Origin of the sequence: Bradyrhizobium sp. LTSP857 (assembly GCF_000938285.1) — a bacterium.
Taxonomy (GTDB): domain Bacteria; phylum Pseudomonadota; class Alphaproteobacteria; order Rhizobiales; family Xanthobacteraceae; genus Bradyrhizobium.
The window spans coordinates 539879-560004 of the sequence record NZ_JYMS01000007.1 but is presented as its reverse complement, the minus strand read 5'-3'; the positions used below and the strand labels follow the sequence as shown (position 1 = coordinate 560004).

Here is a 20126-nt window from a genome sequence, read left to right as displayed (position 1 = left end):
AGGGCTAGCGCGCTCGCGGCGTATCGAGCAACTGGCCGGCGAGCGCTGCGCCGACCACTGCGATCGCCGCCATCGCTAGCGCCCAGGCCACGAACAGCCGATGGCCGATCAGCGCGCCGCTGATGAGGGGAGCGCTGATGTTCGCGCCCGACATCAGCGATTGGTTGAGGCCCATGATCATGCCCTGGCGGTTGACCGCAGTTGAGCGCGACAATTCCGCCGTCAGCGTGCTGCGGGCAAACATGGTGCCGACGATGATCAGCGTCAGGTAGACCGCGAGCAGGCTGATGTTGTTGCCGGCCGATAGTCCCGCAAATCCCAACCCCATGCAGGCGAATGCCACCATCACGATACTGCGGTCGGAGGCGACGAGGTTCGCGCGCGTGATCAGGAGACCCTGGACCACCATGTTGATGAAGCCGGCATAAGCAAACATCCAGCCGAGCTCGCGCGCGCCGAAGGGATGTCCGTCCCAGGAGAAGCGTGCCGACAGGAACAGGCCGATCTGCGACAGGAACATCGAATTGACGAAGAAGAACACGATGAGTAGTCCCAGCAGCCGCCAGGCGTAGCGCAGGCCGAGCAGGCTGCGGGTCAGCGTCGGCTCGGGCACGCGATGCTGGTAGAGCGGCTCGGACGCCGGATGATCCGGCGGGAGCAGGGCGATCGTCGCCAAAATGCTGATCAAGGAGAGGGCGGCTGCCGCCCACACCGGCGCGGTCTGGCCGTAATGCACCAGGAAGCTTGAGAGCGCGGGGCCGAGCAGGAGTCCGGTTCCGATCGCGCCGCTGGTCATGCCGAGTGCCTGCTTGCGTGTCGCAGGCGCGCTGTGCTCGGCGGCGTAGGCATGAGCGACCGAGATGTTGCCTGAGGTCAGGCCATCGATGATGCGCGCCAGGAACACCAATGTCAGATTACCTGCCATCGCGAGCAGGACAAATCCGATCAGGGTTCCGATCTGGCTGACGACCAGAACCTTTCGCCGGCCGTAGCGGTCCGAGAGGATGCCGACCACGGGACCGGCGATAAGCTGGCAGACGGCATAGACCGAGATCAGCGCGCCGATCAGGAACGGCGTGGCACCGAGTCGCTGCGAATAGAACGGCAGCAGCGGCAGGATGATTCCCATCCCGGTGGCATCCACGGCCACGACGACGAAGGTCGGGACGAGCGTCAGCGCGCTGTCGCCCGCCATCTCCTCCCGTGCTTCGGTTGTGGAACCCTGGCCCATCCTGCGTTGTCCTCGTTCGCTTTTTCGTGATCAATCGAGCTATGCAAGATATATAGTTGCAGGCTAATAGTTTGCATCCTATCTAATTTGCATGGCTCCCTCGCAGGCTCATATCCACGGCGAAATCGGCCGGCTCATCGCGCGACTCGCCCGCATCTGGCGTCGCGAGGCGGATCAGGCGCTGTCCGATCACGGCCTGTCCTATGCGACCGCAATTCCTCTCCTGTTGCTGTCGGGCCAGGGCGAGAACGTCCGCCAGGGCGTGCTTGCCGACGAGCTTGGCATCGAAGGGCCGTCGCTGGTGCGGCTGATCGACCTGCTCCAGGTCGAGGGCCTTGCGGAGCGTCGTGAGGACCCGACCGACCGCCGTGCCAAAACGCTACACCTCACGAAAGCAGGCGAAGCCAAGGTCGAGGAGATCAACCGCGTATTGCGGCGCGTACGGGCGAACCTGCTCAAGGATATCGGGTCTGAAGAACTTGCGATAACCTTCGAGACGCTCCAGCGCATCGAGCGGCGGGCAAGTCGCCTGCATGAAGCCAAGACATCGGCCAAGACAGTTCCAGAGGCGCAATAGTCATGCGCGCGGAAGAGCCCTTCCTGGTCCGCCATGCGGACCTCATTTTCGCTTTGAAGACGTTTGCCGCGTCGATGTTGGCACTCGTCATTGCGCTCGCCATGGACCTGCCGCGGCCCTATTGGGCGATGGCAACCGTCTACATCACATCGCAGCCGCTCGCTGGCGCCACCAGCTCGAAGGCGTTTTTCCGGGTGATGGGCACGCTGGTCGGTGCCACCATGACGGTGGCGCTGGTGCCGAACCTGATCGATGCACCGGAGCTGCTGTGCCTTGCCATCGCGCTCTGGGTCGGGCTCTGCCTGTATCTCTCGCTGCTCGACGGCACGCCGCGCAGCTACGTCTTCATGCTGGCGGGATACACGGTCGCGCTGATCGGATTTCCCTCGGTGTCCGAACCGGGCGCGATCTTCGACACCGCGGTCGCGCGTGTCGAGGAGATCTCGCTCGGCATCATCTGCGCCAGCCTGGTCTCGACCATCATCTTTCCCCGCAGCGTCGCGCCCGCCGTGGCCCACCGCGTCGATACCTGGCTGTTGGATGCACGCCGTCTCAGCCAAATCGTGCTCATGCGCGAGGGCACCAACGAGACCCGCCGCGGCAAGCGCCTCAAGCTTGCGACCGACATCGTCGAGATCGACACGCTCTCGACCCATCTCGCCTATGACCGGCTGACCGACCGCAATGCGGTGACTGGCCTCGGTGAAATCCGGCTGCGCATGCTGATGTTGCTGCCGGTGATCGCCTCGCTCGAAGACCGGCTGGCGGCGCTCGGCGAGGAGGCGTTGCGGCGGCAGCCCGAGCTGAAGCGGCTTCTGGAGGATCTCGCGCAATGGATCGTGAGCGACGTCAGCGCGCGACAGCCGGCCGAGCGGCTCCGCGCCGCGATCGTGGAGCGGCAGGCGGTCCTCCATGACAGCGCCTCCTGGGAGCGGATCATCACCACCAGCCTGTTGTCGCGGTTGCGCGAGCTCGTCGACCTTTCGCGCGATTGTCGTGCGCTGACCGAGGCGATCGCCGAGAACCGCGACGTCTCGACCCTCGATCTCGCCTTTCATTCCGAGGCCGGCGCCGCGCCCGTGCGTCACCGCGACCGCGGCCTTGCATTATGGTCGGCGGCCGGTGCGGCCGTGGCCATCTTGATTTGCTGCGCATTCTGGATCGGGACGGGATGGCCCGACGGCGCGTCGGCGCCGATGATGGCGGCGGTCGCCTGCTCATTCTTTGCCGCGCAGGACGAGCCCGCGCGCTTCATCCGCAGCTTTGGCCTGTGGTCGCTGGTCGCCATCGTGGTCGTTGCGGTCTATCTGTTCGCGCTGGTGCCTGGGATCTCCCATATCGAGGTCTTGATCGTCGCGCTGGCGCCGACTTTCCTGCTCTACGGCTTTTTGATCGCCCGGCCGGCAACGGCGGGGACGGGCATGGCGCTGGCGGCCAATACGGCGACACTGCTTGCGTTGCAATCGACTTACATCGCGGACTTTGCGTCCTACGCCAATTCCGCCGTCGCGTTCTTCGTCGGCGTCGTGATCGCGGAGATCGTGACGCGGATCGCACGCGGGGTCGGCGCGGAGTGGATCGCCAATCGCCTGGTGCTGTCGAGCTGGATCACGATCGCGGTCGCCGCCGAACGGCGCGGCAAGCGCGACCGCGCGGAGTTCGCCGGCCTCATGTTGCACAGGCTTGGGCTGCTCGTGCAGCGCATCGCATTCCTCTCGGAGAGCGATCGCCGCGATGCCGACAGCCTCGTCCAGCTCCGTATCGGGATCAATATCATCGACCTGCGCCGCGCGCGTTATGGGCTCGCAGCATCGACCATTTCCGTCATCGACGACATGCTCGACCAGCTAGCTGCGGCCTGCCGCAGCTATGCCGGCGGCGGAATGCCGGCTGAGTTGCTGCGGAATGTCGATCTGGCTCTGGCCCAGGCGGTGAAGGATCCCAATGACAGTGCGCGCGAAGATGCCTTGATCGGCCTCGTCGGCATAAGGCGCGGCCTGTTTCCGGACGCGCCGGCCTACCGGCCGCGCGCAGGCGAGAGTGTTGCGGCATGAGGTACGTCATCGACATCTACGGCGTGCTCGTGCCTTCGCTGCTCTTGTGGATCATCGTCGCCTATGCGCTCAGCGCGCTGTTGCGCCGGCTCATGCAGCGCTTCGATCTCTACCGGCTGGTCTGGCATCGCGCGCTGTTCGATTTCGCGATTTTCATCTGCCTCCTGGGCGGCGTCGTCTATCTCTCGGAGTATATCTCATGAAAGGAAGTGTCGCCGGGCTTGGTCGCCTCGCGCTGACAATCATCGCCGTCGTTGCGGCGCTTGCCGTCGGCCGTGAGCTGTGGGTCTATTACATGGAGCAGCCCTGGACGCGTGACGGCCGCGTGCGTGCCGACGTGGTCCAGGTCGCGCCTGACGTGTCCGGATTTGTCACGGACGTATTGGTCAAGGACAACCAGAAGGTCCATCGTGGCGACGTGCTGTTCCGGATCGATCGCGAACGCTTTGCGCTGGCGCTGCGGCAGGCCGACGCTTCGGTCGCCGGCCATCAGGCAACCCTCGATCAGGCCAATGCCGATTTGAAGCGCTACAGCGCGCTGACGACCGATGCGGTGTCGCAGCAGAAGCAGGAGCAGGTGCTGGCGACCCAGCTCCAGGCCAAGGCGGCCTTCGATGCGGCGGTTGCCGACCGCGCGGTCGCCCAGCTCAATCTCGACCGCAGCGAGGTCCGCGCTTCCGTGAACGGTGTGATCACCAACATGGATCTGCGTCCCGGCGCTTACGTCACGGCCGGCAAGGGCGTCATGGCGCTGGTAGATAGCGACACGCTGCATGTCGAGGGCTATTTCGAAGAGACGAAACTCGCGCGCATCCGCATCGGCGACAAGGTGCAGATCCGCCTGATGGGCGAGAAGGGCACGCTCACGGGCCATGTCGAGAGCATCGCCGCCGGCATCGAAGACCGCGATCGTGCCGAGGGGGCGAGCCTGCTTGCGAATGTCAATCCCACCTTCAGCTGGGTACGCCTCGCCCAGCGCGTGCCGGTGCGCATCGCGCTGGATCCGGTGCCTGACAGCACAGCGCTGGTCGCCGGCCGTTCGGCGACGGTGGAGGTGTTGAACTAGCTGACGCGAATAGCGCTGCGCATGATTGCGCCCTCGCCCCTTGCGGGAGAGGGCATCTCCGCCGGTTGACACATACTCACTTGGGTGAGGGGTCTGTCTCCGCGGATGCAGACCCCTCATCCGGCGCTTCGCGCCACCTTCTCCCGCAAGGGGAGAAGGGAAGAGTGCGACGCCGTCGCCGCGCACCTCTACGCGTTCGAATATTTCTTCAGCTCCAGCCGCGCGATCTGGTTGCGATGGACCTCATCCGGCCCGTCCGCAAGACGCAGCAAACGTGCGGTCGCATAGGCCTGGGTCAAGCCAAAATCGTTCGACGTGCCGCCGCCGCCATGGGCCTGGATCGCCCAGTCGATGATCTGGCAGGCCATGTTGGGCACGGCGACCTTGATCATCGCGATCTCGGCTCTCGCCACCTTGTTGCCGACCGTGTCCATGGCGTAAGCCGCGTTGAGCGTCAGCAGCCGGGCCTGCTCGATCATGATGCGGGATTCCGCAATACGCTCCCGCGTTACCGTCTGCTCCGAGACCGGCTTGCCGAAGGCAACACGGCTGCGCACGCGCCGGCACATCTTTTCCAGCGTGCGTTCGGACAGGCCGATCAGACGCATGCAGTGATGGATGCGGCCGGGGCCGAGGCGGCCCTGTGCGATCTCGAAGCCGCGGCCTTCGCCGAGCAGCATGTTCTCCTTCGGCACCCGCACATTGGTGAAGATGACTTCCGAGGCACGATCGGGCACGCCGTAGAAGCCAAACACGGGGAGGGGACGTTTCACCTCGATGCCGGCCGTATCCATCGGCACAAGGATCATGGATTGCTGCTTGTGGCGGTCCGGATTGTCCGGATCGGTCTTGCCCATGAAGATGCAGATCTTGCAGCGCGGATCGGTCGCGTTGGTCGTATACCATTTGCGCCCGTTGATGACGTAATGGTCGCCGTCGTGCACGATCGAGCTCTCGATGTTGGTCGCATCGGATGATGCGACCGCGGGCTCGGTCATGGCGAAGCAGGAACGGATCTCGCCGGCGAGCAGCGGCTTCAGCCAGCGCTCCTTGTCCTCTTTCGTGCCGTAGCGCTCCAGCACCTCCATGTTGCCGGTATCGGGCGCCGAGCAGTTGAACACTTCCGGCGCGAGATGCGAGCGGCCCATCACCTCGCAGAGCGGAGCATATTCGAGATTGGTGAGGCCTGCGCCATGGCCGGATTCCGGCAGGAACAGGTTCCAGAGGCCTTCCGCGCGGGCGAGCGGCTTCAGCTCCTCGACGACGGGAAAGACCTTCCACGGCCCGAGCTCTTCCGCCTCGCGATAGAAGCGTTCCTCGTTCGGATAGATGTGCTGGTCCATGAAACTCTCGAGCTTGCGCTTGAGCTCGACGACCTTTGGCGACATCGGGTAGAGCATCTCTCGTCTCCTTGATCGATGGACGGCGGCGGCTAACGTTTTCAGGTCAGTCGATTTCGAGATATTCCGCATCGGGCAACTTGGGGAAGGGCGCCGCCGGGAGCGTCTGGTACCAGAACCCGACCGAGGCGATGTCGTCCTGAAGCGGCAGATACTTCGCTTCCTTGAGGCCCGTTCGCCAGCCGAGCGCCTGGATCGTCACGCGCAAATCGCTCTGGAAGCGGATGGGATCCGGGATGTGCCAGCGATACATGCCGAACCGTTGCTGCGATTTGTAGACGCCATCGGGGCGGATCACCTGCGGCAGGCCGGCATAGGGCGTGGTGAATTCCTGATAGTGGGATTGCTGCACGGCGCCGCGGCCGGAATGCGCGACATAGGGATCGAAATTGTAGGCACCGCAGAAGTAATCCTCGGTGCCGGTGCCGCAGATGGTCGGGAATTCGCCGTCGCCGTCGATGAAGAATTTGATCTCGCCTTCGCCCCACCAGCCATTGTTGTTGACGCCCCAGGCCATGTAGGTGCCGACATACTGGCCGCGCCCGGTGACGCCATCGAGGATGGTGTAGACGTCCTTGTAGGGCAGCGGGTTGGTGCGCCGGAACTGCGCGTGGAAATAGGCGCAGTCCTCGGGCACATCGGTCAGGGTGTAGTTGATCTGGTAATAGACGGTCAGCGCCTCCTCGCTGCGGTTCTCCAGCGTGAAGCGTGCGCGCTTGCGGAACGGCATCTCCCAGTAGCAATTGAACGCGCGCCCGGGATTAACGCAGACGGCCAGCGAGGACACTTGCGCGAACTCCTCCCATCCGCAGGCGAAGAAATCGCCGGCCGGACACTCCACGCTCGGATACTCCTGGCCATCCCAGTAGATGCGCAGGATCGAATGGCGCAGACGTCCGCGCGCCAGCGTCATCCAGATCTGCTGGATCGCACCCTGGCCCGCGATGTCGGCGAGCGTGAGCGTCGCGCCGGGCTCGATGACGACATAGGGCGAAATCTTCCAGCCTTGCCCGAGGTCGCGGGCCTGGGTTGCCGCGGGCCCGTCGACGGACATGCCGCCCTTGCCCTTTTCGCCGCTGAAGTTTTCGGGGCTGATCGAGCGCGTCAGCGCGTTCGATAGGCGCGACAGATTGCCGAGATGCAGGCCCAATCCGGAAAACGCCATGGTGTCCTCGATAAGAGGTTAGCGATGACCCGATATATCGCTCCCGAATCTACCAAATGATGAAGATGATCGCGCACAGAAGGACCGCGTGCGATCGTGCGGCGGCCTACCCAGCGCGATAACCCCTGAATTTCTCGCGCAGTGCCGATTTGAGCACCTTGCCGGTCCCGGTCATGGGGAATTCGTCCAGGAATTCGACAGCGTCCGGCATCCACCAGCTCGCGATCTTCGGGCGCATGTGCTCGAGCAGCGTCTTGGCGTCGACCGTCGCGCCCTTCTTGCGGACGACGAGGAGGAGCGGGCGCTCCTGCCATTTCTCGTGCGCGATAGCGACGACGGCAGCCTGCAGCACGTCGGGATGGGACAGTGCGATATCCTCGAGCTGGATCGAGGAGATCCATTCGCCGCCGGACTTGATCACGTCCTTCGAGCGGTCGGTGAGCGTGACGTGACCCTGGGCGTCGATCACCGCCATGTCGCCGGTGATCAGCCAGCCGTCGCGGTCGAGGCCTTCCTCTAACTTCATGTAGCCGGATGCGACCCACGGACCACGGGCACGCAGATGGCCGACGCTCTTGCCGTCGCGCGGCAGCTCGTTGCCGCCGTCGTCGACGATGCGCAAGTCGGTGCCGAAGCAGGCGCGGCCCGAGACCTGGCGGCGGTCGAATTTCTCGGTATCGCTGAGATGCTCCGAGCCCGGCCGCAGGCTCGGCATCGAGCAGCCCAGCGCCTCCGTCATGCCCCAGGCCTGGATATAGTCGACGTTGTAGTCGCGCTTGAGTTTTTCGACCATCGCGCGCGGGGGCGCCGAGCCCGACGACAGCGTTGCGCGCAGCGTCGAAAATTTGTTGCCGGTACGGCCGAGCCAGTCGAGCAGGATCAGCCAGAAGCTCGGCACGCCCGCCGAGAGCGTCACCTTCTCGCCTTCGAGCAGCTCGTAGAGCTTGTCGGGCTCGTAATTGCGGCCCGGCAGCACCAGCTTGGAGCCCGTATAGGGCGCGGTGAACGGCATGTTCCAGCCATTGCCGTGGAACAGCGGCGCCATCGGCATCATCACCTCGCGCACGCCTTCGCGATGTCCGGGAATGAAGTCGAAGCTGCTGCACGTCATGGTCTGGAGGATTGCGGCACGGTGTGAATAGATCACGCCCTTCGGATTGCCCGTCGTGCCCGATGTGTAGCAGATGGTGGAGGCGGATTTTTCGTCGAACAGCGGCCAGGCAAAACCTGTCTCGCTCTCCTTTTCCAGAAGCTCGTCGTAGCAGTGCACGTTCGGAAGCTTCGTCTCCGGCATCCGCTCGCGCGACGACATGATCACGTAAGCTTCGATCGCCTTCAGTTGCGGCGCGATCGCCTCGACGATCGGCAGCGTGGCGCGATCGATGAAGAGGATACGATCTTCGGCGTGGTTGATGATGTAGACGAGCTGCTCGGGAAACAGCCGTGGATTGACGGTGTGCAGCACATAGCCCATGCCGGGCGCCGCATAGAACATCTCGAAATGACGATGTGTGTTCCAGGCCAGTGTGCCGACGCGGTCACCTCGCTTCATGCCGAGCCGCTGCAAGGCCAGCGCCATGCGCTTGATGCGCGGATGCGCCTCCGCATAGGTGGTGCGATGGATGTCGCCTTCGATCTCGCGCGCGACGATCTCCGCTTCGCCGTGATAGTCGGCGGCGTATTGGATCAGGCCGCTAATCAGCAGCGGCATGTCCATCATCAATCCCTGCATTGTCCCCTCCGGAAAGCCATGTCTTTGCAAGTCATGTCGTTAAATGTCATGTCGTTGCATGACGCATTTGGTTGCGTGCAAGGTAGCGGAACGTTCTGCCGCGTTCACGCAAAAAACGGTGGACGCGATTGCGTGCATCACTTTTTCAGGGCTAACTGCCGTGAGCTGTCGGCGAAGCAGCGCCCGCCGTGGAGGAGATCGATGTCAGCGGAAAGACACAAGACCGGTGCAGCCGGCGCGCCTATCATCGACATCGAAGCCTTGCGTGCGCGCTATCGCGACGAGCGCGACCTTCGCCTGCGCACCGAGGGCAAGGCGCAGTATGTCGAGGTGGCCGGCGGCTTTGCCCGCTATCTCGACGATCCCTGGGCCGATCCCGGATTTGCGCGCGCTGCCATCACCGAAGAGACCGAAGTGCTCATCGTCGGCGGCGGCTTCGGCGGGCTGTTGTGCGGCGCGCGTCTGCGCGAAGCTGGTATCGATGATTTCCGTATCGTGGAAAAGGCCGCCGATTTCGGCGGCACCTGGTACTGGAACCGTTATCCGGGCGCCGCCTGCGATACCGAGAGCTACATCTATCTGCCGCTGCTGGAAGAGACCGGCTACATGCCCGTGCGCAAATATGCGCGGGCTCCCGAGATCTACGAACACTCCCGCCGCATCGGCCGTCACTTCGGTCTCTACGAGCGTGCGCTGTTTCAGACCATCATCTCGCAAATGGCGTGGCAGGAGCGCGATGGACGCTGGCTGGTCGAGACCGATCGCGGCGATCGCATCCGCGCGCGCTTCGTGATCCTGGCTGGCGGTCCGCTGAGCCGGCCGAAGCTGCCGGGCATCCCGGGCATCGAGACCTTCAGGGGACACAGCTTCCACACCAGCCGCTGGGACTACGCTTACACCGGTGGCACCGCCGAGGGCGGTCTCACCGGCCTTGCCGACAAGCGCGTCGGCATCATCGGCACCGGTGCCACCGCCGTGCAATGCGTGCCGCATCTCGGCCGCTCGGCAAAAGAGCTTTACGTCTTCCAGCGCACGCCGTCGGCGATCGGCGTGCGCGACGACCGGCCGACGGATCACGCTTGGGCGGAGAGCCTCAAGCCCGGTTGGCAGCGCGAGCGGATGGATAATTTCACCGCCGTGATTTCGGGCGAGCCGTTCGAACAGGATCTGGTGCAGGACGGCTGGACCGGCTTGCTCGGCGAAATCCTGCTGGCGCCACGCCGTCAGCCGCATAAGGTCGCCTCGATGGAAGAGGCGCTGAAGGTGATCGAGCAGGCCGACTATCGCAAGATGGAAGAGATAAGGGCCCGCGTCGACGCGGTGGTGAAGGACGAGGCCGCGGCTGCTGCGTTAAAACCCTGGTACAAGGCGTTCTGCAAGCGGCCGTGCTTTCACGACGAATATCTCGACACCTTCAATCGTCCAAACGTGCATCTCGTCGACACCAGGGGCAGAGGCGTCGAGCATGTCACCGAAAATGCGGTCATCGTCGACGGCAAATCCTACGAGCTCGACTGCCTGATCTATGCCAGCGGCTTTGAGGTCGGCACCGACTACGCGCGCCGCATGGGCTTCGAGGTCTATGGCCGCGGCGGCGAGAGCCTCTCCGAGCGCTGGCGCGACGGCGTGAAGACGCTGCACGGCTTTTACAGCCGCGGCTTCCCGAACTGCTTCCTGATCGTGACGGTGCAAGCCGGCCAGAGCGCCAATTTCCCGCACATCATCGACGAGCAGTCGCAGCACATCGCCTATGTCATCGATCGGGTGCGCAAGCGCGGTGCGCGAACATTGGAGCCGACGCTTGCCGCCGAGAACGCCTGGGTCGACGAGGTCGTCAAGGCCGCGCTCGGCCGCCAGACCTATCTCGCCGAATGCACCCCCGGCTACTATAACAATGAAGGCGTGTTCGATCCGATCGCCGCACGGAACAGTCAATATTGGCGCGGGCCGGTGGCGTTCCTGCGGCTGCTCGCCAAGTGGCGGAAGGAGGGCGGGCTGGCCGGATTGGACTTGACGTATGACACCGCCGCAGAGACCGACGGCTCACCGGTCCCGGCGTGACCTCCATGATCCCGGCTCCCACTGGCGCAACGCGGCTCTTTGTCATCGTCGGCGATCCCATCGCGCAGGTGCGCGCGCCCGCGGGTGTGACGGCGGCCTTCGCTGCGCGCGGCCATGATGGCATCCTCGTTCCCGTGCAGGTCTCGACCGCCGATCTGCTCGATTTCCTCTCGGTCGCAACCCGGTTGAAGAACCTCGACGGCATCGTCGTGACCATCCCGCACAAATTTGCCTGCTACCAGGCCTGCGCCAGCGCCAACCATCGCGCGCACTTCCTGCGCACCGTGAACCTGATGCGCCGCCGCTCCGACGGCGGATGGCATGGCGACATGGTCGACGGACTAGGCTTCGTTGGTGCAGCGCGTGCCAAGGGCATCGATCCCAGGGGTATGCGCGCGCTGCTGGTCGGGGCGGGCGGCGCGGGCTCGGCCATTGCACTCGAACTGGTCGAGGCCGGCGTCAGCGAGATCGCCATCCACGACGCAGCGACGGAGCGCCGCGACGTGCTGATCGCGCAGTTGAACAGGCTCGGCAAGGGCCGTGCGCTGGCCGGCTCCGCCGATCCCTTGGGTTTCGATTTCGTCGCCAATGCGACTCCCGCCGGAATGAAGGACGGCGACCCGCTTCCGGTCGATGTCACGCGGCTCGCCCCGTCAGCCTATTGCGGCTGCGTGATCACCAAGCCCGAAATTTCGCCGTTCATCGCGGAAGCTCGCAAACGCGGCTGCGTCACTGCGACCGGCATCGACATGTACCAGCAGCACCAGAGCATCATGGTGGATTTCCTGCTCGGGACCGATGGCGGGCGATAGACGTTTGATTCATGTCAAGCGCATTGCTTGCATTGATTGCATCGGTCGGGGCTTGAGCGCGCGCGGCTGACGTAGGATCATGCCCGCGCGCGAGCCGGTCGCGCAAATCGAGGGAAGGGAACGCGTAAATGACCAAGGGCAGGACCGTTGCGACGGCGGTGATCGGCGCGGCCGCGCTGCTGTTGTCCCTGGCACCCATGGCGGAGGCCGCGCAATGCGGTAACGGGCCCGGCGGCTTCGAGGCCTGGAAGCGCGAGTTCAGCGCGGAGGCGCAGGGCAAGGGCATCGGCCAGACCGCGATCTCGGCGCTGATGCAGACCAATTACGCCAGTGCCACCATTGGAGCCGACCGCAGCCAGCACAGTTTTTCGCTCTCGCTTGACCAGTTCCTCGCCAAGCGCGGCGCTACCACCATCGTCGCGCGCGGCCGGTCACTGAAGCAGTCGCAGGCCGCGCTGTTCGCCTCGATCGAGCAGCGCTACGGCGTGCCGCCGGGGCCGCTGATCGCGATCTGGGGCATGGAGACCGGTTTCGGCAGCCAGCGCGGCAACCAGAACATGCTCTCGTCGATCGCGACGCTCGCCTATGACTGCCGCCGTCCCGAATTCTTCACCGACCAACTCTACGCGGCGCTGAAGCTGATCGACCGCGGCACGCTGTCGGGAGCAACCCGCGGCTCCATGCATGGAGAGGTCGGCCAGACCCAGTTCATGCCCAAGAACATCCTGGCCTACGGCACCGGCAATCTCGAGGTTTCCGCCAACGCGTTGAGCTCGACCGCGAATTTCCTGAAAGCCCATGGCTGGCGTGCGGGAGCCGGTTACCAGCCGGGCGAGCCGAACTTCGCTGCCATCGAGGCCTGGAACGCGGCGGGCGTCTACCAGAAGGCGATCGCGCTGATGGGTCGGCAGATCGACCAAGGCGGCGGGGCGGCCGCAGCGCGCTGACTGGCTCCGCAAGGCGTGACTGGACTGCAGGTGAGAAAGTTGTTGCTATCAGGAACTGACGGCACGAGGTTTGCTTTGATCAAGTTAAGGGCTGGGCATGAGGAGACTCAACATGGCTACCCAGATCGTGATGGACCAGACCGGCGATACGCGGCACGAGTTTGATCCTGAGAATGCCGAAGCGTTGGCGCGGGCCGAACAACGCTTTCGGGAGCTGACCGGAATAGGCTTCACTGCCGCGCTCCGAACCGGGCCCGGCGAAGTCACCCGGATCAGATCGTTCGACCCGACCGCGCATGAGACGCTGTTCTATCCCCGCCTGGTCGGCGGTTGATCTGAACTGCTCATGATCGCGGCATTCAGGCTTCGCGCGCCGGCGCGAGCGCGCCTGCACGCGCTCCGCGAACTCTACCGGCGCTTCTTTGGCGAGAACACGCCCGACGCTCGCGGCCGCCGGCTTTTGTCCGAATGGCTGTCGCCGGAGCAGCGCGCACAATTCGAGCAGCACCGGCATTTTGACGTCATCGGCTGCGACACCGGCAAGCGATACCGCATTCACTACGGCACAGCCGCCAACGTCCACGAGATCGACGATGCCGGGATGGCGACGATGGGATGGTGCTTCGTCCCCTCAGGCTTCCTCGTGCCGGGCGACGTCATGCTGGCGCAGAAGATCGCGCTCGAGACGGACGAGAAGGGGGCGTTGGCGCTCGCGAACCGGTTTCCGCCGGCAACGCATTCGGAGCATTTTTACCGGCGGCCGTTTTAGCGCTGGGGGCCGGCGAGCCGGCCCGATCAGAGGTGCGTGGTCCGATACGCGTCCAGCGCGTGCGCTGCGAAGACACCGATGCTGCAAAGCGCGAGAACGGCTGAGATCAGTTCGATCATAGCGCGTCCTCCCCAAGCGACTGGGCGACGAGATGCTGGCAGCAGGAGTAATCCCGGATGAGATCGAGGAGGAATTGCATGGTGGCCGTCCCTGTTTAATTTTGACAACAGCATAGCGGCCGCTTTGTTTCAGGCGTGTTTCGTCGATTTGGGAAAGGGGTTTCGCGGGGAACTGGGGCTGGTTTCTGAGCGGTCGACCCGCTACATCCCGCTGTCAGTTTGTCCCTTTGGCCGTGCGCATCGCGCGGGCGGCGCATCATATTTCGAGGCAAAATAATGGCACAGGTCGAGTGGTTCGACGATCTCACCGTCGGAATGCGCTTCGAATCCCCCGAGGTTGCGGTCACCGAGGCCGACATCAAGCGCTTCGCAGCCGAGTTCGATCCGCAGCCGATGCACCTCGACCACGAGGCCGCCCAACAGACCCTGTTCAAGGGGCTGGCTGCGTCGGGATGGCACACCGCTTCCATCGCCATGAATCTCGCGGTCCAGACCCGGCCCTTCGGCCCGCACCCGCTGATCGGGGCGGGCGTTGACGGACTGCGCTGGATGCTTCCGGTGCGGCCGAACGACCGGCTGCATCTGGTCGGCGAGGTCATGGGCCTGACGCCGTCGAAATCGAAGCCGCAAGGCATCGCACTGGTGAAATGGACGATGTTCAACCAGAACGGCGAGGAGGTTTACACCTTCACCCCGATCGCTATCGTGCCGCGGCGCGGCTAGGGCGGTTCGCGCCGGTCACCGCCATCAGCCGGCTGATGGCCTTGCGGCCCGCCGGGAGAGGTGGTCAGCTTGGCCCGGGGAAAACGCTGGAGGCTGACATGAGACGATTCCTTTTTGCTGCTGCGCTGCTTACAGGCGCCTTGAGCGCCGGGCCTGCGCTCGCGCAACAATCCAAGGTCGGCGACTGGAGCATCGAGAAGCGCGGCCAGGACACCCACTGCAATGCGAGCCGCGGCTACAAGGACAAGGACGACGAGAACCGCGACTACGTCATCGTCATCACCTATTCCGACAAGGCGATCGTGATCGTGATGATCTATGACGGCTGGGAGTGGGACAAGGTCGGCGAGATACTCAAGGCTGACGTCGGCACCGATGATTCCGACATCATGTCGAAGGCGAAGTGGGAGGTCATGGACAAGACCACCGTGCGCGGCATCTTCGAATACGATCAATCCATCATGGACCGGCTGTCGAAGGCCAAGCGTCTCACGCTCGATTTCGAGGACGATGACGACGACAGCATCGAGATGCAGATTCCGCGCGCCGGCGAAGCACTCGCCGCGCTGAAGTTCTGCGAGGAAAACCGGAAATAAAGTGCTGCCCGCGCAGCGAGCGCGATTGAGCAAGCCGGCAGCGCGCCGGGCGCGTGACCCACAGCACACAGCCCGCGCGCTGTTCGCATTTATCCTAGTCTTTGGCGCATACGTCCAAGCCGCACCCTCCGGTTGACGTTACCCAAGGACGATGTTCGAGATTCCAGCATTTTTCTCTGACGTATTTTCTTCGTCGTGGACGACAGTCGGTCCGTCTGTCTCCTTCGTTAGCCCCCGCAGCGCGAGACCGCGCAGGTATCGCCGGGGCACCACCCAGATCGCGTCGTCCGGCCGATGACGATCCTCGAGGCGCACAGGTTCTCGTCGCTCGTTGGCGACATCTACGATGCGGCGGTTGATCCGGCGCAGCGAAATGCCGCACTGGAACAGGTCGCGGGTTTCGTCGGCGGGTCGGCCGTGACCATTCTCTCGCGGGACGCAGCCAGGCTCTCGATCGAGATCCACCAGCATTTTGGAACGGAGTCCCGCTTTCGCCAGCTCTACCGCGATCGATATGTGGAGCTCGATCCGCTGCTCGATCGGCACCTCGATCTTGCCGGTGAGCAGGCCATCGGTGTGACCGATATCATGCCCTATTCGGATTTCTTGGCGACGAGCTTCTATCGCGAGTGGGTGGAACCACAGGGCGCAGTCGACCTCGCGACCGTCACGCTCGAGCGATCGAATGCGCGTACGACGGTTCTCCAGGTGATGCGCGGTCGGTCGCGAGGAACCGTCGATGACGCGATGCGCGAGCGCATGCGGCTGCTTGCGCCGCACATCCAGCGCTCGCGAGTCATGGGCCGGCAGATCAGGGCGCGCTCCCATACCGTCGAGGACCTTGCTGATGTCCTCGACGGCTTGAGCACGGCGATCTGCCTGCTCGACGCGGAGGGGCGGGTCGTCCATGCCAACGCATCCTGCCGGCAGCTGTTTGTCGACGGCGATCTGCTTGCGATCGTCGGCGATCGCATTGTGGCCCGTAACACCCAGGCAGACAAAATATTCCGCGGCCTGTTCGATGTCATCGCTGATGGCGGAGCCCGTTCGAACGGTCGCCGTCGGATCGATCTGATGACATCAGTCGACGGTCAGCACTATCTGGTCCACGCCTTTCCCCTTGCGCACCAGCGCAGCCTGCAACGAGATAGCGCAGCCACGGTGCTGTTTCTGCAAAAGGCTTCGATGCTGCCTCTGCTCGCACCGGAAGCGATCGCGGCAGCGTTCAGGCTGACACCGTCGGAACTCCGCGTCTTGATGGCGATCGTCGAGCACGGTGGCGTTCCGGACATCGCGGCAAAACTCGGCATCGCCGAGACGACGGTGAAGACGCATCTCGGTCGCCTGTTCGAAAAGACCGGTGCCGGCAGGCAGGCGGATCTCGTGAAGATCGCCGCCGGCTTTGCCGTGCCGTTCGCACAGCGGACCGGCACTGACGATATCGTGTGATCCAATTCACATCGCGCGCCGCGAATTAGCGCAATCTCAATCCATTGTGATGAACGAGGCGGGCGCGTCCTCCGAACGTATGACGCGTATCATTTGATACTTTCGTATGTAGCGTTTCTTGAAATGAGAAGAGCGATACGCGCCACCAAGACAATGCGCGATGGCACCGGATACGAGTGCGAGGAACAACAGCGCGTGGCCGAACCTGCTCGTCGTGGGAGAGATTGCAGTGAACGGCAATGATGATTTTTCTATTCTCAATGTTTCGACAAACGACGTTCCCGAGGGCGAACGTGTCACGATGCTGCGGGAATTCTACCGCCGCGGAGTGGTGAAGGCGGAGATCAACGCAAAGGAAGGGAAGCCGTTCGAGGCGCGCTTCACATCTCATGCCCTGCCGGAAGTGCAGCTGATGATTGGAACGTTGTTTGGAGCCAGACTCATTCGCACGAAGCAGCTGATTGCTGACGGCGACGACAGCCTTGCCCTGATCGTGAATCGATCGGGAGCGATCGGGATATCTGCGCGAGGACGTGATTTGCTGCTTCAGCCGGGAGACGCGGCTTTGACGAGTGCTGAAGATGTCATGACCCTTGAGCGATTGTCGCCTGGAGATTGTCTCTCCTTGCGCGTACCGAGGCGGGTCCTGGCGCCGATGATCGTGGATGTCGAAGATGCGGTGATGCAGCTCACGCCGGAGGGCGCCGCTGGCGTCGGGTTGCTCGTCGACTACGCGGCTGCCCTGGTCAGAGAAGAGGCTCTGGCGATGCCCGCGCTCCGTCGGCTTGCCGTAGGACATCTGCATGACCTGCTGGCGCTCGTTCTCGACCCGACCGATGAAGCTTTCGAGATCGCAGGACGGCGAGGTGTCAAGGCAGCCCGGCTACGAAAAGCAAAATTCCTCATCGCTAACAATTGCTGGCGGCAGGACCTGTCGGTTGCGACTGTTGCCCAGGAACTCGGCGTCACACCGCGCCATCTCCAGCGCTTGTTCGAGGCCGATGGCAAGACGTTCTCGTCCTTTCTGATCGAGCAGCGACTCAAGCGTGCCCATCGCATGCTGCGGGAACCGGAGTTTGTCGAACGTCCGGTCTCCTCGATCGCCTACGACGTCGGCTTTGGCGATCTCTCTTATTTCAACCGCTGTTTCCGGCGGGCCTATGGCGCCACGCCAAGCGACGTCAGGAGCGGCACGGTGGAGTGATCGCGCTCCGGCGTTTTGACATGATCCTTGATCGTGAAGTCATGACTCAGTATTGCGTGCGGCGCCGTCCGTCGGAGTGTTGAATGCGCCGTTTCTTCTTCGACCTTTTGGTCGGCAATGTCGTGAAGATCCCGGCGGCATGGTGTTCGAACATACCAAGGCGACATTTGTGGTGGCCGACGAGATGGCGAGGCATCTCTTCGTCTGGCGTGACGATTTGCGCGACCGCGACGCCTGGATCCGCGTGAGGGATGCCGGCGGGCGCGAGATCTATCGCGCCGCGGTGTGGTCGGAGAGCGCGGAGAGGGCAGGCTGGGATACTTGAATGCGACGCGTGCCGGCCGGGCCATCCGCCCGGCCGGCGCCTCATCCGATCGGAGGATGCCGCAGGCTTTGGTTGTGCTATGCTTCCCGGCATTGATCACAGAAGCTATTTGTAGCCATGCACGGACCCCGGAAACTGCCTGAACTGGTCGAGTCCATCTACGATGCCGGGCTCGATCCCTCGCGGTGGAACGACGTCGTCGCCGGCATTCGGGACTTCGTCGGAGGCCAGGCCTGCGGGCTGTTTTCCAAGGACTCGATCAGCAAATTCGGGGTCACGCATTATTATTGCGGGGCCGATCCGCACTACATCCAGCTCTACTCCGAGACCCATTCCAAGTTCGATCCGCTGACGGTGCTGCCGCCACACGGCCAGATTGTAAGCATTCCGGATCTCGTCAATTTCGACGAATATCGGCGCGGGCGCTTCTATCAAGAATGGATGCAGCCGCAGGGTTGCAGCGATGCGGCCAATGTCGTGCTCGAGAAGTCGAGCTCGAGCTGCCCCGTGATGATGACGGTGTTGACCGGGCGGCGCATGGTCGATGCCGGGATGAGGAACCGGCTGTCGCTGATCGTGCCGCACGCCAGCCGCGCGCTCCTGATCAACCGCGCCATCACATCGCAACTGTCGTTGGCAAGCGCACTGGCGGATGTTCTGAACAACCTCGCCGACGGCATCTTCCTGCTGGATGCCTCCTGCCACGTGGTGCACGCCAATGCGGCTGGCCATGCGATGATTGCGGCCGACGAGGTCGTTCGCACTGTTGCCGGCCAATTCGCCACATGCAGCACCGAGGCCAATCAGGTGCTGCGCGATGCCTTCGCGGCGCGCGGTGAAATCGCTCTTTCAACGGCGAGAGGGCAGGCGATTCCACTCCTCTCGCCGAAGGGAGAGCGCTACGTCGCGCATATCCTGCCTTTGGCGTCCGTGATGCGTAACGGCGGCGAACGAGGGCTCGATGCCGTCGGCGCGTTGCTCGTGCGCAAAGTCGGGCTCGGCAATCAATCCTACGGCGAATTGATCGCGCGGGCGTTCGATCTGACGCCGGCTGAGCTGCGCGTCTTGCAGTCGATCGTCGAGGTCGGCGGCGTGCCGGAGACGGCGGCCACGCTTGGTATCGCCGAGACGACGGTGAAGACGCATCTTCATCGTGTGTTCGCCAAGACCGGCGCGAGCCGGCAGGCCGATCTCGTCAAGCTCGCGGCAGGATTTTCCAACCCGCTTGTCCACTGACGCATCAGTCGTGGCGCGAAGAGCGGCAACGCTGCGCCCGCAATTTCATCATCAGAAAGTTATCGCGCGTCATTCGTTTGGGTGACGCGATTTGCTGCGTTCTCCCCTACGAAACGGCACACGATTTCTTGTCGCGTTCGATCCTTGTGTGAAGCAACTCATAGCGAGTGGACGTGAATCTCGTCAGTCTCGCGTATAGGTTGAAAGGAAATCGTCATGCGAGCCACGTCACGGACCCTGGCTGACAAGTTCCACGACGTCGTCGGTCGCATGATCGCAGCGCTGCACCAGCAGCGTGCAATCGATGCGCGGCGCGTCTTGCACCGATACCGCCATCTGCTGGAGCCACCGCATGAGACATTGCCTTTGAATGAAATCATTTCTGTCTGCCATGAAGAGGATATTTCAGGACATGCCCACCGATCTGATGAGCGCAAGCACGCAGCCAGTTCCCCGACGCTCGAAGGCGCGTAACGTCAATATCGTCGCGGTGGCGCTCACAGCCGCGCTCGTCACCCTTCAGCTGGTTGGCCTGGCAATGCTGGAGCGGTCGCACGCGCATGCGATGCAAATGTCGTTTCCGCGCGAGCCTGCATTGTGCGCGGAAAGCGCCGCAGCGCCGGTATCGCAGATTCCTTACGACTGACCGGAGGGCGCATC

At 63.5% G+C, this 20126-nt stretch carries 21 protein-coding genes; 16 read left to right on the top strand and 5 right to left on the bottom strand.

Going from position 1 to position 20126, the window contains the following annotated elements:
- Nucleotides 1-4 precede the first annotated feature (4 nt).
- The gene (locus UP06_RS04220) at nucleotides 5-1231 is read right to left on the bottom strand and encodes an MFS transporter (protein WP_045000757.1); all 1227 of its coding nucleotides are present in this window, start codon (nucleotides 1229-1231) and stop codon (nucleotides 5-7) included.
- Between the two features lie 91 nt (nucleotides 1232-1322).
- On the opposite strand from UP06_RS04220, the gene UP06_RS04215 reads away from it, so the two are divergent.
- The 4 genes from UP06_RS04215 to UP06_RS04200 are packed head-to-tail and all read left to right on the top strand — an operon-like array spanning nucleotide 1323 to nucleotide 4928.
- Nucleotides 1323-1808, top strand: coding sequence for a MarR family winged helix-turn-helix transcriptional regulator (locus UP06_RS04215; RefSeq protein ID WP_045000755.1), 486 nt, complete (start codon nucleotides 1323-1325; stop codon nucleotides 1806-1808).
- 2 nt (nucleotides 1809-1810) lie between these two features.
- Nucleotides 1811-3862: an FUSC family protein gene (locus UP06_RS04210; RefSeq protein ID WP_045000753.1), complete on the top strand. Its 2052-nt coding sequence runs from the start codon at nucleotides 1811-1813 to the stop codon at nucleotides 3860-3862.
- Entirely contained in the window at nucleotides 3859-4065 is a 207-nt protein-coding gene (locus tag UP06_RS04205) for a DUF1656 domain-containing protein (protein ID WP_045000751.1), read from the top strand. Before UP06_RS04210 ends, UP06_RS04205 begins: the two co-directional genes overlap by 4 nt.
- Nucleotides 4062-4928, top strand: coding sequence for an efflux RND transporter periplasmic adaptor subunit (locus UP06_RS04200; protein WP_045000750.1), 867 nt, complete (start codon nucleotides 4062-4064; stop codon nucleotides 4926-4928). Before UP06_RS04205 ends, UP06_RS04200 begins: the two co-directional genes overlap by 4 nt.
- Before the next feature lie 188 nt (nucleotides 4929-5116).
- On the opposite strand, the gene UP06_RS04195 is transcribed toward UP06_RS04200, so the two are convergent.
- The 3 genes from UP06_RS04195 to UP06_RS04185 all read right to left on the bottom strand — a co-directional run bounded on the left by UP06_RS04195 (nucleotide 5117) and on the right by UP06_RS04185 (nucleotide 9225).
- Nucleotides 5117-6328: an acyl-CoA dehydrogenase family protein gene (locus UP06_RS04195; RefSeq protein WP_045000747.1), complete on the bottom strand. Its 1212-nt coding sequence runs from the start codon at nucleotides 6326-6328 to the stop codon at nucleotides 5117-5119.
- Nucleotides 6329-6374: 46 nt separating this feature from the next.
- Nucleotides 6375-7493: a glycoside hydrolase family 172 protein gene (locus tag UP06_RS04190; RefSeq protein ID WP_045000745.1), complete on the bottom strand. Its 1119-nt coding sequence runs from the start codon at nucleotides 7491-7493 to the stop codon at nucleotides 6375-6377.
- A 106-nt stretch (nucleotides 7494-7599) separates the two neighbouring features.
- Nucleotides 7600-9225 (bottom strand): long-chain fatty acid--CoA ligase, encoded by a 1626-nt coding sequence (locus UP06_RS04185; protein WP_045000741.1) that lies wholly within the window; start codon nucleotides 9223-9225, stop codon nucleotides 7600-7602.
- A 201-nt stretch (nucleotides 9226-9426) separates the two neighbouring features.
- On the opposite strand from UP06_RS04185, the gene UP06_RS04180 reads away from it, so the two are divergent.
- The 11 genes from UP06_RS04180 to UP06_RS04130 all read left to right on the top strand — a co-directional run bounded on the left by UP06_RS04180 (nucleotide 9427) and on the right by UP06_RS04130 (nucleotide 19466).
- Complete coding sequence (locus tag UP06_RS04180) at nucleotides 9427-11286, top strand: flavin-containing monooxygenase (protein ID WP_045000739.1); 1860 nt, start codon at nucleotides 9427-9429, stop codon at nucleotides 11284-11286.
- Nucleotides 11287-11291: 5 nt separating this feature from the next.
- Nucleotides 11292-12098 carry a shikimate dehydrogenase family protein gene (locus UP06_RS04175; protein ID WP_045000737.1) on the top strand — a complete coding sequence of 269 codons (807 nt, stop codon included), beginning with the start codon at nucleotides 11292-11294 and terminating at the stop codon, nucleotides 12096-12098.
- A gap of 128 nt (nucleotides 12099-12226) precedes the next feature.
- On the top strand, nucleotides 12227-13045 hold the full coding sequence (locus tag UP06_RS04170; RefSeq protein WP_045000736.1) for a lytic murein transglycosylase: 819 nt from the start codon (nucleotides 12227-12229) through the stop codon (nucleotides 13043-13045).
- Nucleotides 13046-13157: 112 nt separating this feature from the next.
- Nucleotides 13158-13379, top strand: a complete 222-nt coding sequence (locus UP06_RS04165) for a hypothetical protein (RefSeq protein WP_045000734.1) — start codon at nucleotides 13158-13160, stop codon at nucleotides 13377-13379.
- Nucleotides 13380-13391: 12 nt separating this feature from the next.
- Nucleotides 13392-13814: a hypothetical protein gene (locus UP06_RS04160; protein WP_045000732.1), complete on the top strand. Its 423-nt coding sequence runs from the start codon at nucleotides 13392-13394 to the stop codon at nucleotides 13812-13814.
- Nucleotides 13815-14209: 395 nt separating this feature from the next.
- Entirely contained in the window at nucleotides 14210-14656 is a 447-nt protein-coding gene (locus UP06_RS04155; RefSeq protein ID WP_045000730.1) for a MaoC family dehydratase, read from the top strand.
- A gap of 98 nt (nucleotides 14657-14754) precedes the next feature.
- A complete protein-coding gene (locus tag UP06_RS04150) occupies nucleotides 14755-15252 on the top strand; it encodes a hypothetical protein (RefSeq protein WP_045000728.1) in 498 nt (165 codons plus the stop codon).
- Between the two features lie 294 nt (nucleotides 15253-15546).
- Nucleotides 15547-16701 (top strand): helix-turn-helix transcriptional regulator, encoded by a 1155-nt coding sequence (locus UP06_RS04145; RefSeq protein ID WP_045000726.1) that lies wholly within the window; start codon nucleotides 15547-15549, stop codon nucleotides 16699-16701.
- 160 nt (nucleotides 16702-16861) lie between these two features.
- Nucleotides 16862-17905: an AraC family transcriptional regulator gene (locus UP06_RS04140; RefSeq protein WP_197087116.1), complete on the top strand. Its 1044-nt coding sequence runs from the start codon at nucleotides 16862-16864 to the stop codon at nucleotides 17903-17905.
- Between the two features lie 139 nt (nucleotides 17906-18044).
- A complete protein-coding gene (locus UP06_RS04135) occupies nucleotides 18045-18230 on the top strand; it encodes a hypothetical protein (protein WP_245305396.1) in 186 nt (61 codons plus the stop codon).
- A gap of 117 nt (nucleotides 18231-18347) precedes the next feature.
- Nucleotides 18348-19466: a helix-turn-helix transcriptional regulator gene (locus tag UP06_RS04130; protein WP_045000724.1), complete on the top strand. Its 1119-nt coding sequence runs from the start codon at nucleotides 18348-18350 to the stop codon at nucleotides 19464-19466.
- A 228-nt stretch (nucleotides 19467-19694) separates the two neighbouring features.
- Here the strand turns inward: UP06_RS04130 and UP06_RS42385 are convergent, their stop codons facing one another.
- The gene (locus UP06_RS42385; protein WP_283806010.1) at nucleotides 19695-19820 is read right to left on the bottom strand and encodes a hypothetical protein; all 126 of its coding nucleotides are present in this window, start codon (nucleotides 19818-19820) and stop codon (nucleotides 19695-19697) included.
- A 16-nt stretch (nucleotides 19821-19836) separates the two neighbouring features.
- On the opposite strand from UP06_RS42385, the gene UP06_RS04125 reads away from it, so the two are divergent.
- A complete protein-coding gene (locus UP06_RS04125) occupies nucleotides 19837-20112 on the top strand; it encodes a hypothetical protein (protein ID WP_245305395.1) in 276 nt (91 codons plus the stop codon).
- Nucleotides 20113-20126 lie beyond the last annotated feature (14 nt).

Bases quoted from the DNA above. Each gene is read 5' to 3' on its own strand.
- UP06_RS04130 (WP_045000724.1), top strand. From the start codon at position 18,348: ATGCACGGACCCCGGAAACTGCCTGAACTGGTCGAGTCCATCTACGAT.
- UP06_RS04175 (WP_045000737.1), top strand. From the start codon at position 11,292: ATGATCCCGGCTCCCACTGGCGCAACGCGGCTCTTTGTCATCGTCGGC.
- UP06_RS04125 (WP_245305395.1), top strand. From the start codon at position 19,837: ATGAAATCATTTCTGTCTGCCATGAAGAGGATATTTCAGGACATGCCC.
- UP06_RS04155 (WP_045000730.1), top strand. From the start codon at position 14,210: ATGGCACAGGTCGAGTGGTTCGACGATCTCACCGTCGGAATGCGCTTC.
- UP06_RS04210 (WP_045000753.1), top strand. From the start codon at position 1,811: ATGCGCGCGGAAGAGCCCTTCCTGGTCCGCCATGCGGACCTCATTTTC.
- UP06_RS04145 (WP_045000726.1), top strand. From the start codon at position 15,547: ATGACGATCCTCGAGGCGCACAGGTTCTCGTCGCTCGTTGGCGACATC.
- UP06_RS04160 (WP_045000732.1), top strand. From the start codon at position 13,392: ATGATCGCGGCATTCAGGCTTCGCGCGCCGGCGCGAGCGCGCCTGCAC.
- UP06_RS04140 (WP_197087116.1), top strand. From the start codon at position 16,862: ATGGCACCGGATACGAGTGCGAGGAACAACAGCGCGTGGCCGAACCTG.
- UP06_RS04150 (WP_045000728.1), top strand. From the start codon at position 14,755: ATGAGACGATTCCTTTTTGCTGCTGCGCTGCTTACAGGCGCCTTGAGC.
- UP06_RS04190 (WP_045000745.1), bottom strand. From the start codon at position 7,493: ATGGCGTTTTCCGGATTGGGCCTGCATCTCGGCAATCTGTCGCGCCTA.
- UP06_RS04185 (WP_045000741.1), bottom strand. From the start codon at position 9,225: ATGCAGGGATTGATGATGGACATGCCGCTGCTGATTAGCGGCCTGATC.
- UP06_RS04170 (WP_045000736.1), top strand. From the start codon at position 12,227: ATGACCAAGGGCAGGACCGTTGCGACGGCGGTGATCGGCGCGGCCGCG.
- UP06_RS04220 (WP_045000757.1), bottom strand. From the start codon at position 1,231: ATGGGCCAGGGTTCCACAACCGAAGCACGGGAGGAGATGGCGGGCGAC.
- UP06_RS04205 (WP_045000751.1), top strand. From the start codon at position 3,859: ATGAGGTACGTCATCGACATCTACGGCGTGCTCGTGCCTTCGCTGCTC.
- UP06_RS04135 (WP_245305396.1), top strand. From the start codon at position 18,045: ATGGTGTTCGAACATACCAAGGCGACATTTGTGGTGGCCGACGAGATG.
- UP06_RS04195 (WP_045000747.1), bottom strand. From the start codon at position 6,328: ATGCTCTACCCGATGTCGCCAAAGGTCGTCGAGCTCAAGCGCAAGCTC.
- UP06_RS04165 (WP_045000734.1), top strand. From the start codon at position 13,158: ATGGCTACCCAGATCGTGATGGACCAGACCGGCGATACGCGGCACGAG.
- UP06_RS04200 (WP_045000750.1), top strand. From the start codon at position 4,062: ATGAAAGGAAGTGTCGCCGGGCTTGGTCGCCTCGCGCTGACAATCATC.
- UP06_RS42385 (WP_283806010.1), bottom strand. From the start codon at position 19,820: ATGCGGTGGCTCCAGCAGATGGCGGTATCGGTGCAAGACGCGCCGCGC.
- UP06_RS04180 (WP_045000739.1), top strand. From the start codon at position 9,427: ATGTCAGCGGAAAGACACAAGACCGGTGCAGCCGGCGCGCCTATCATC.
- UP06_RS04215 (WP_045000755.1), top strand. From the start codon at position 1,323: ATGGCTCCCTCGCAGGCTCATATCCACGGCGAAATCGGCCGGCTCATC.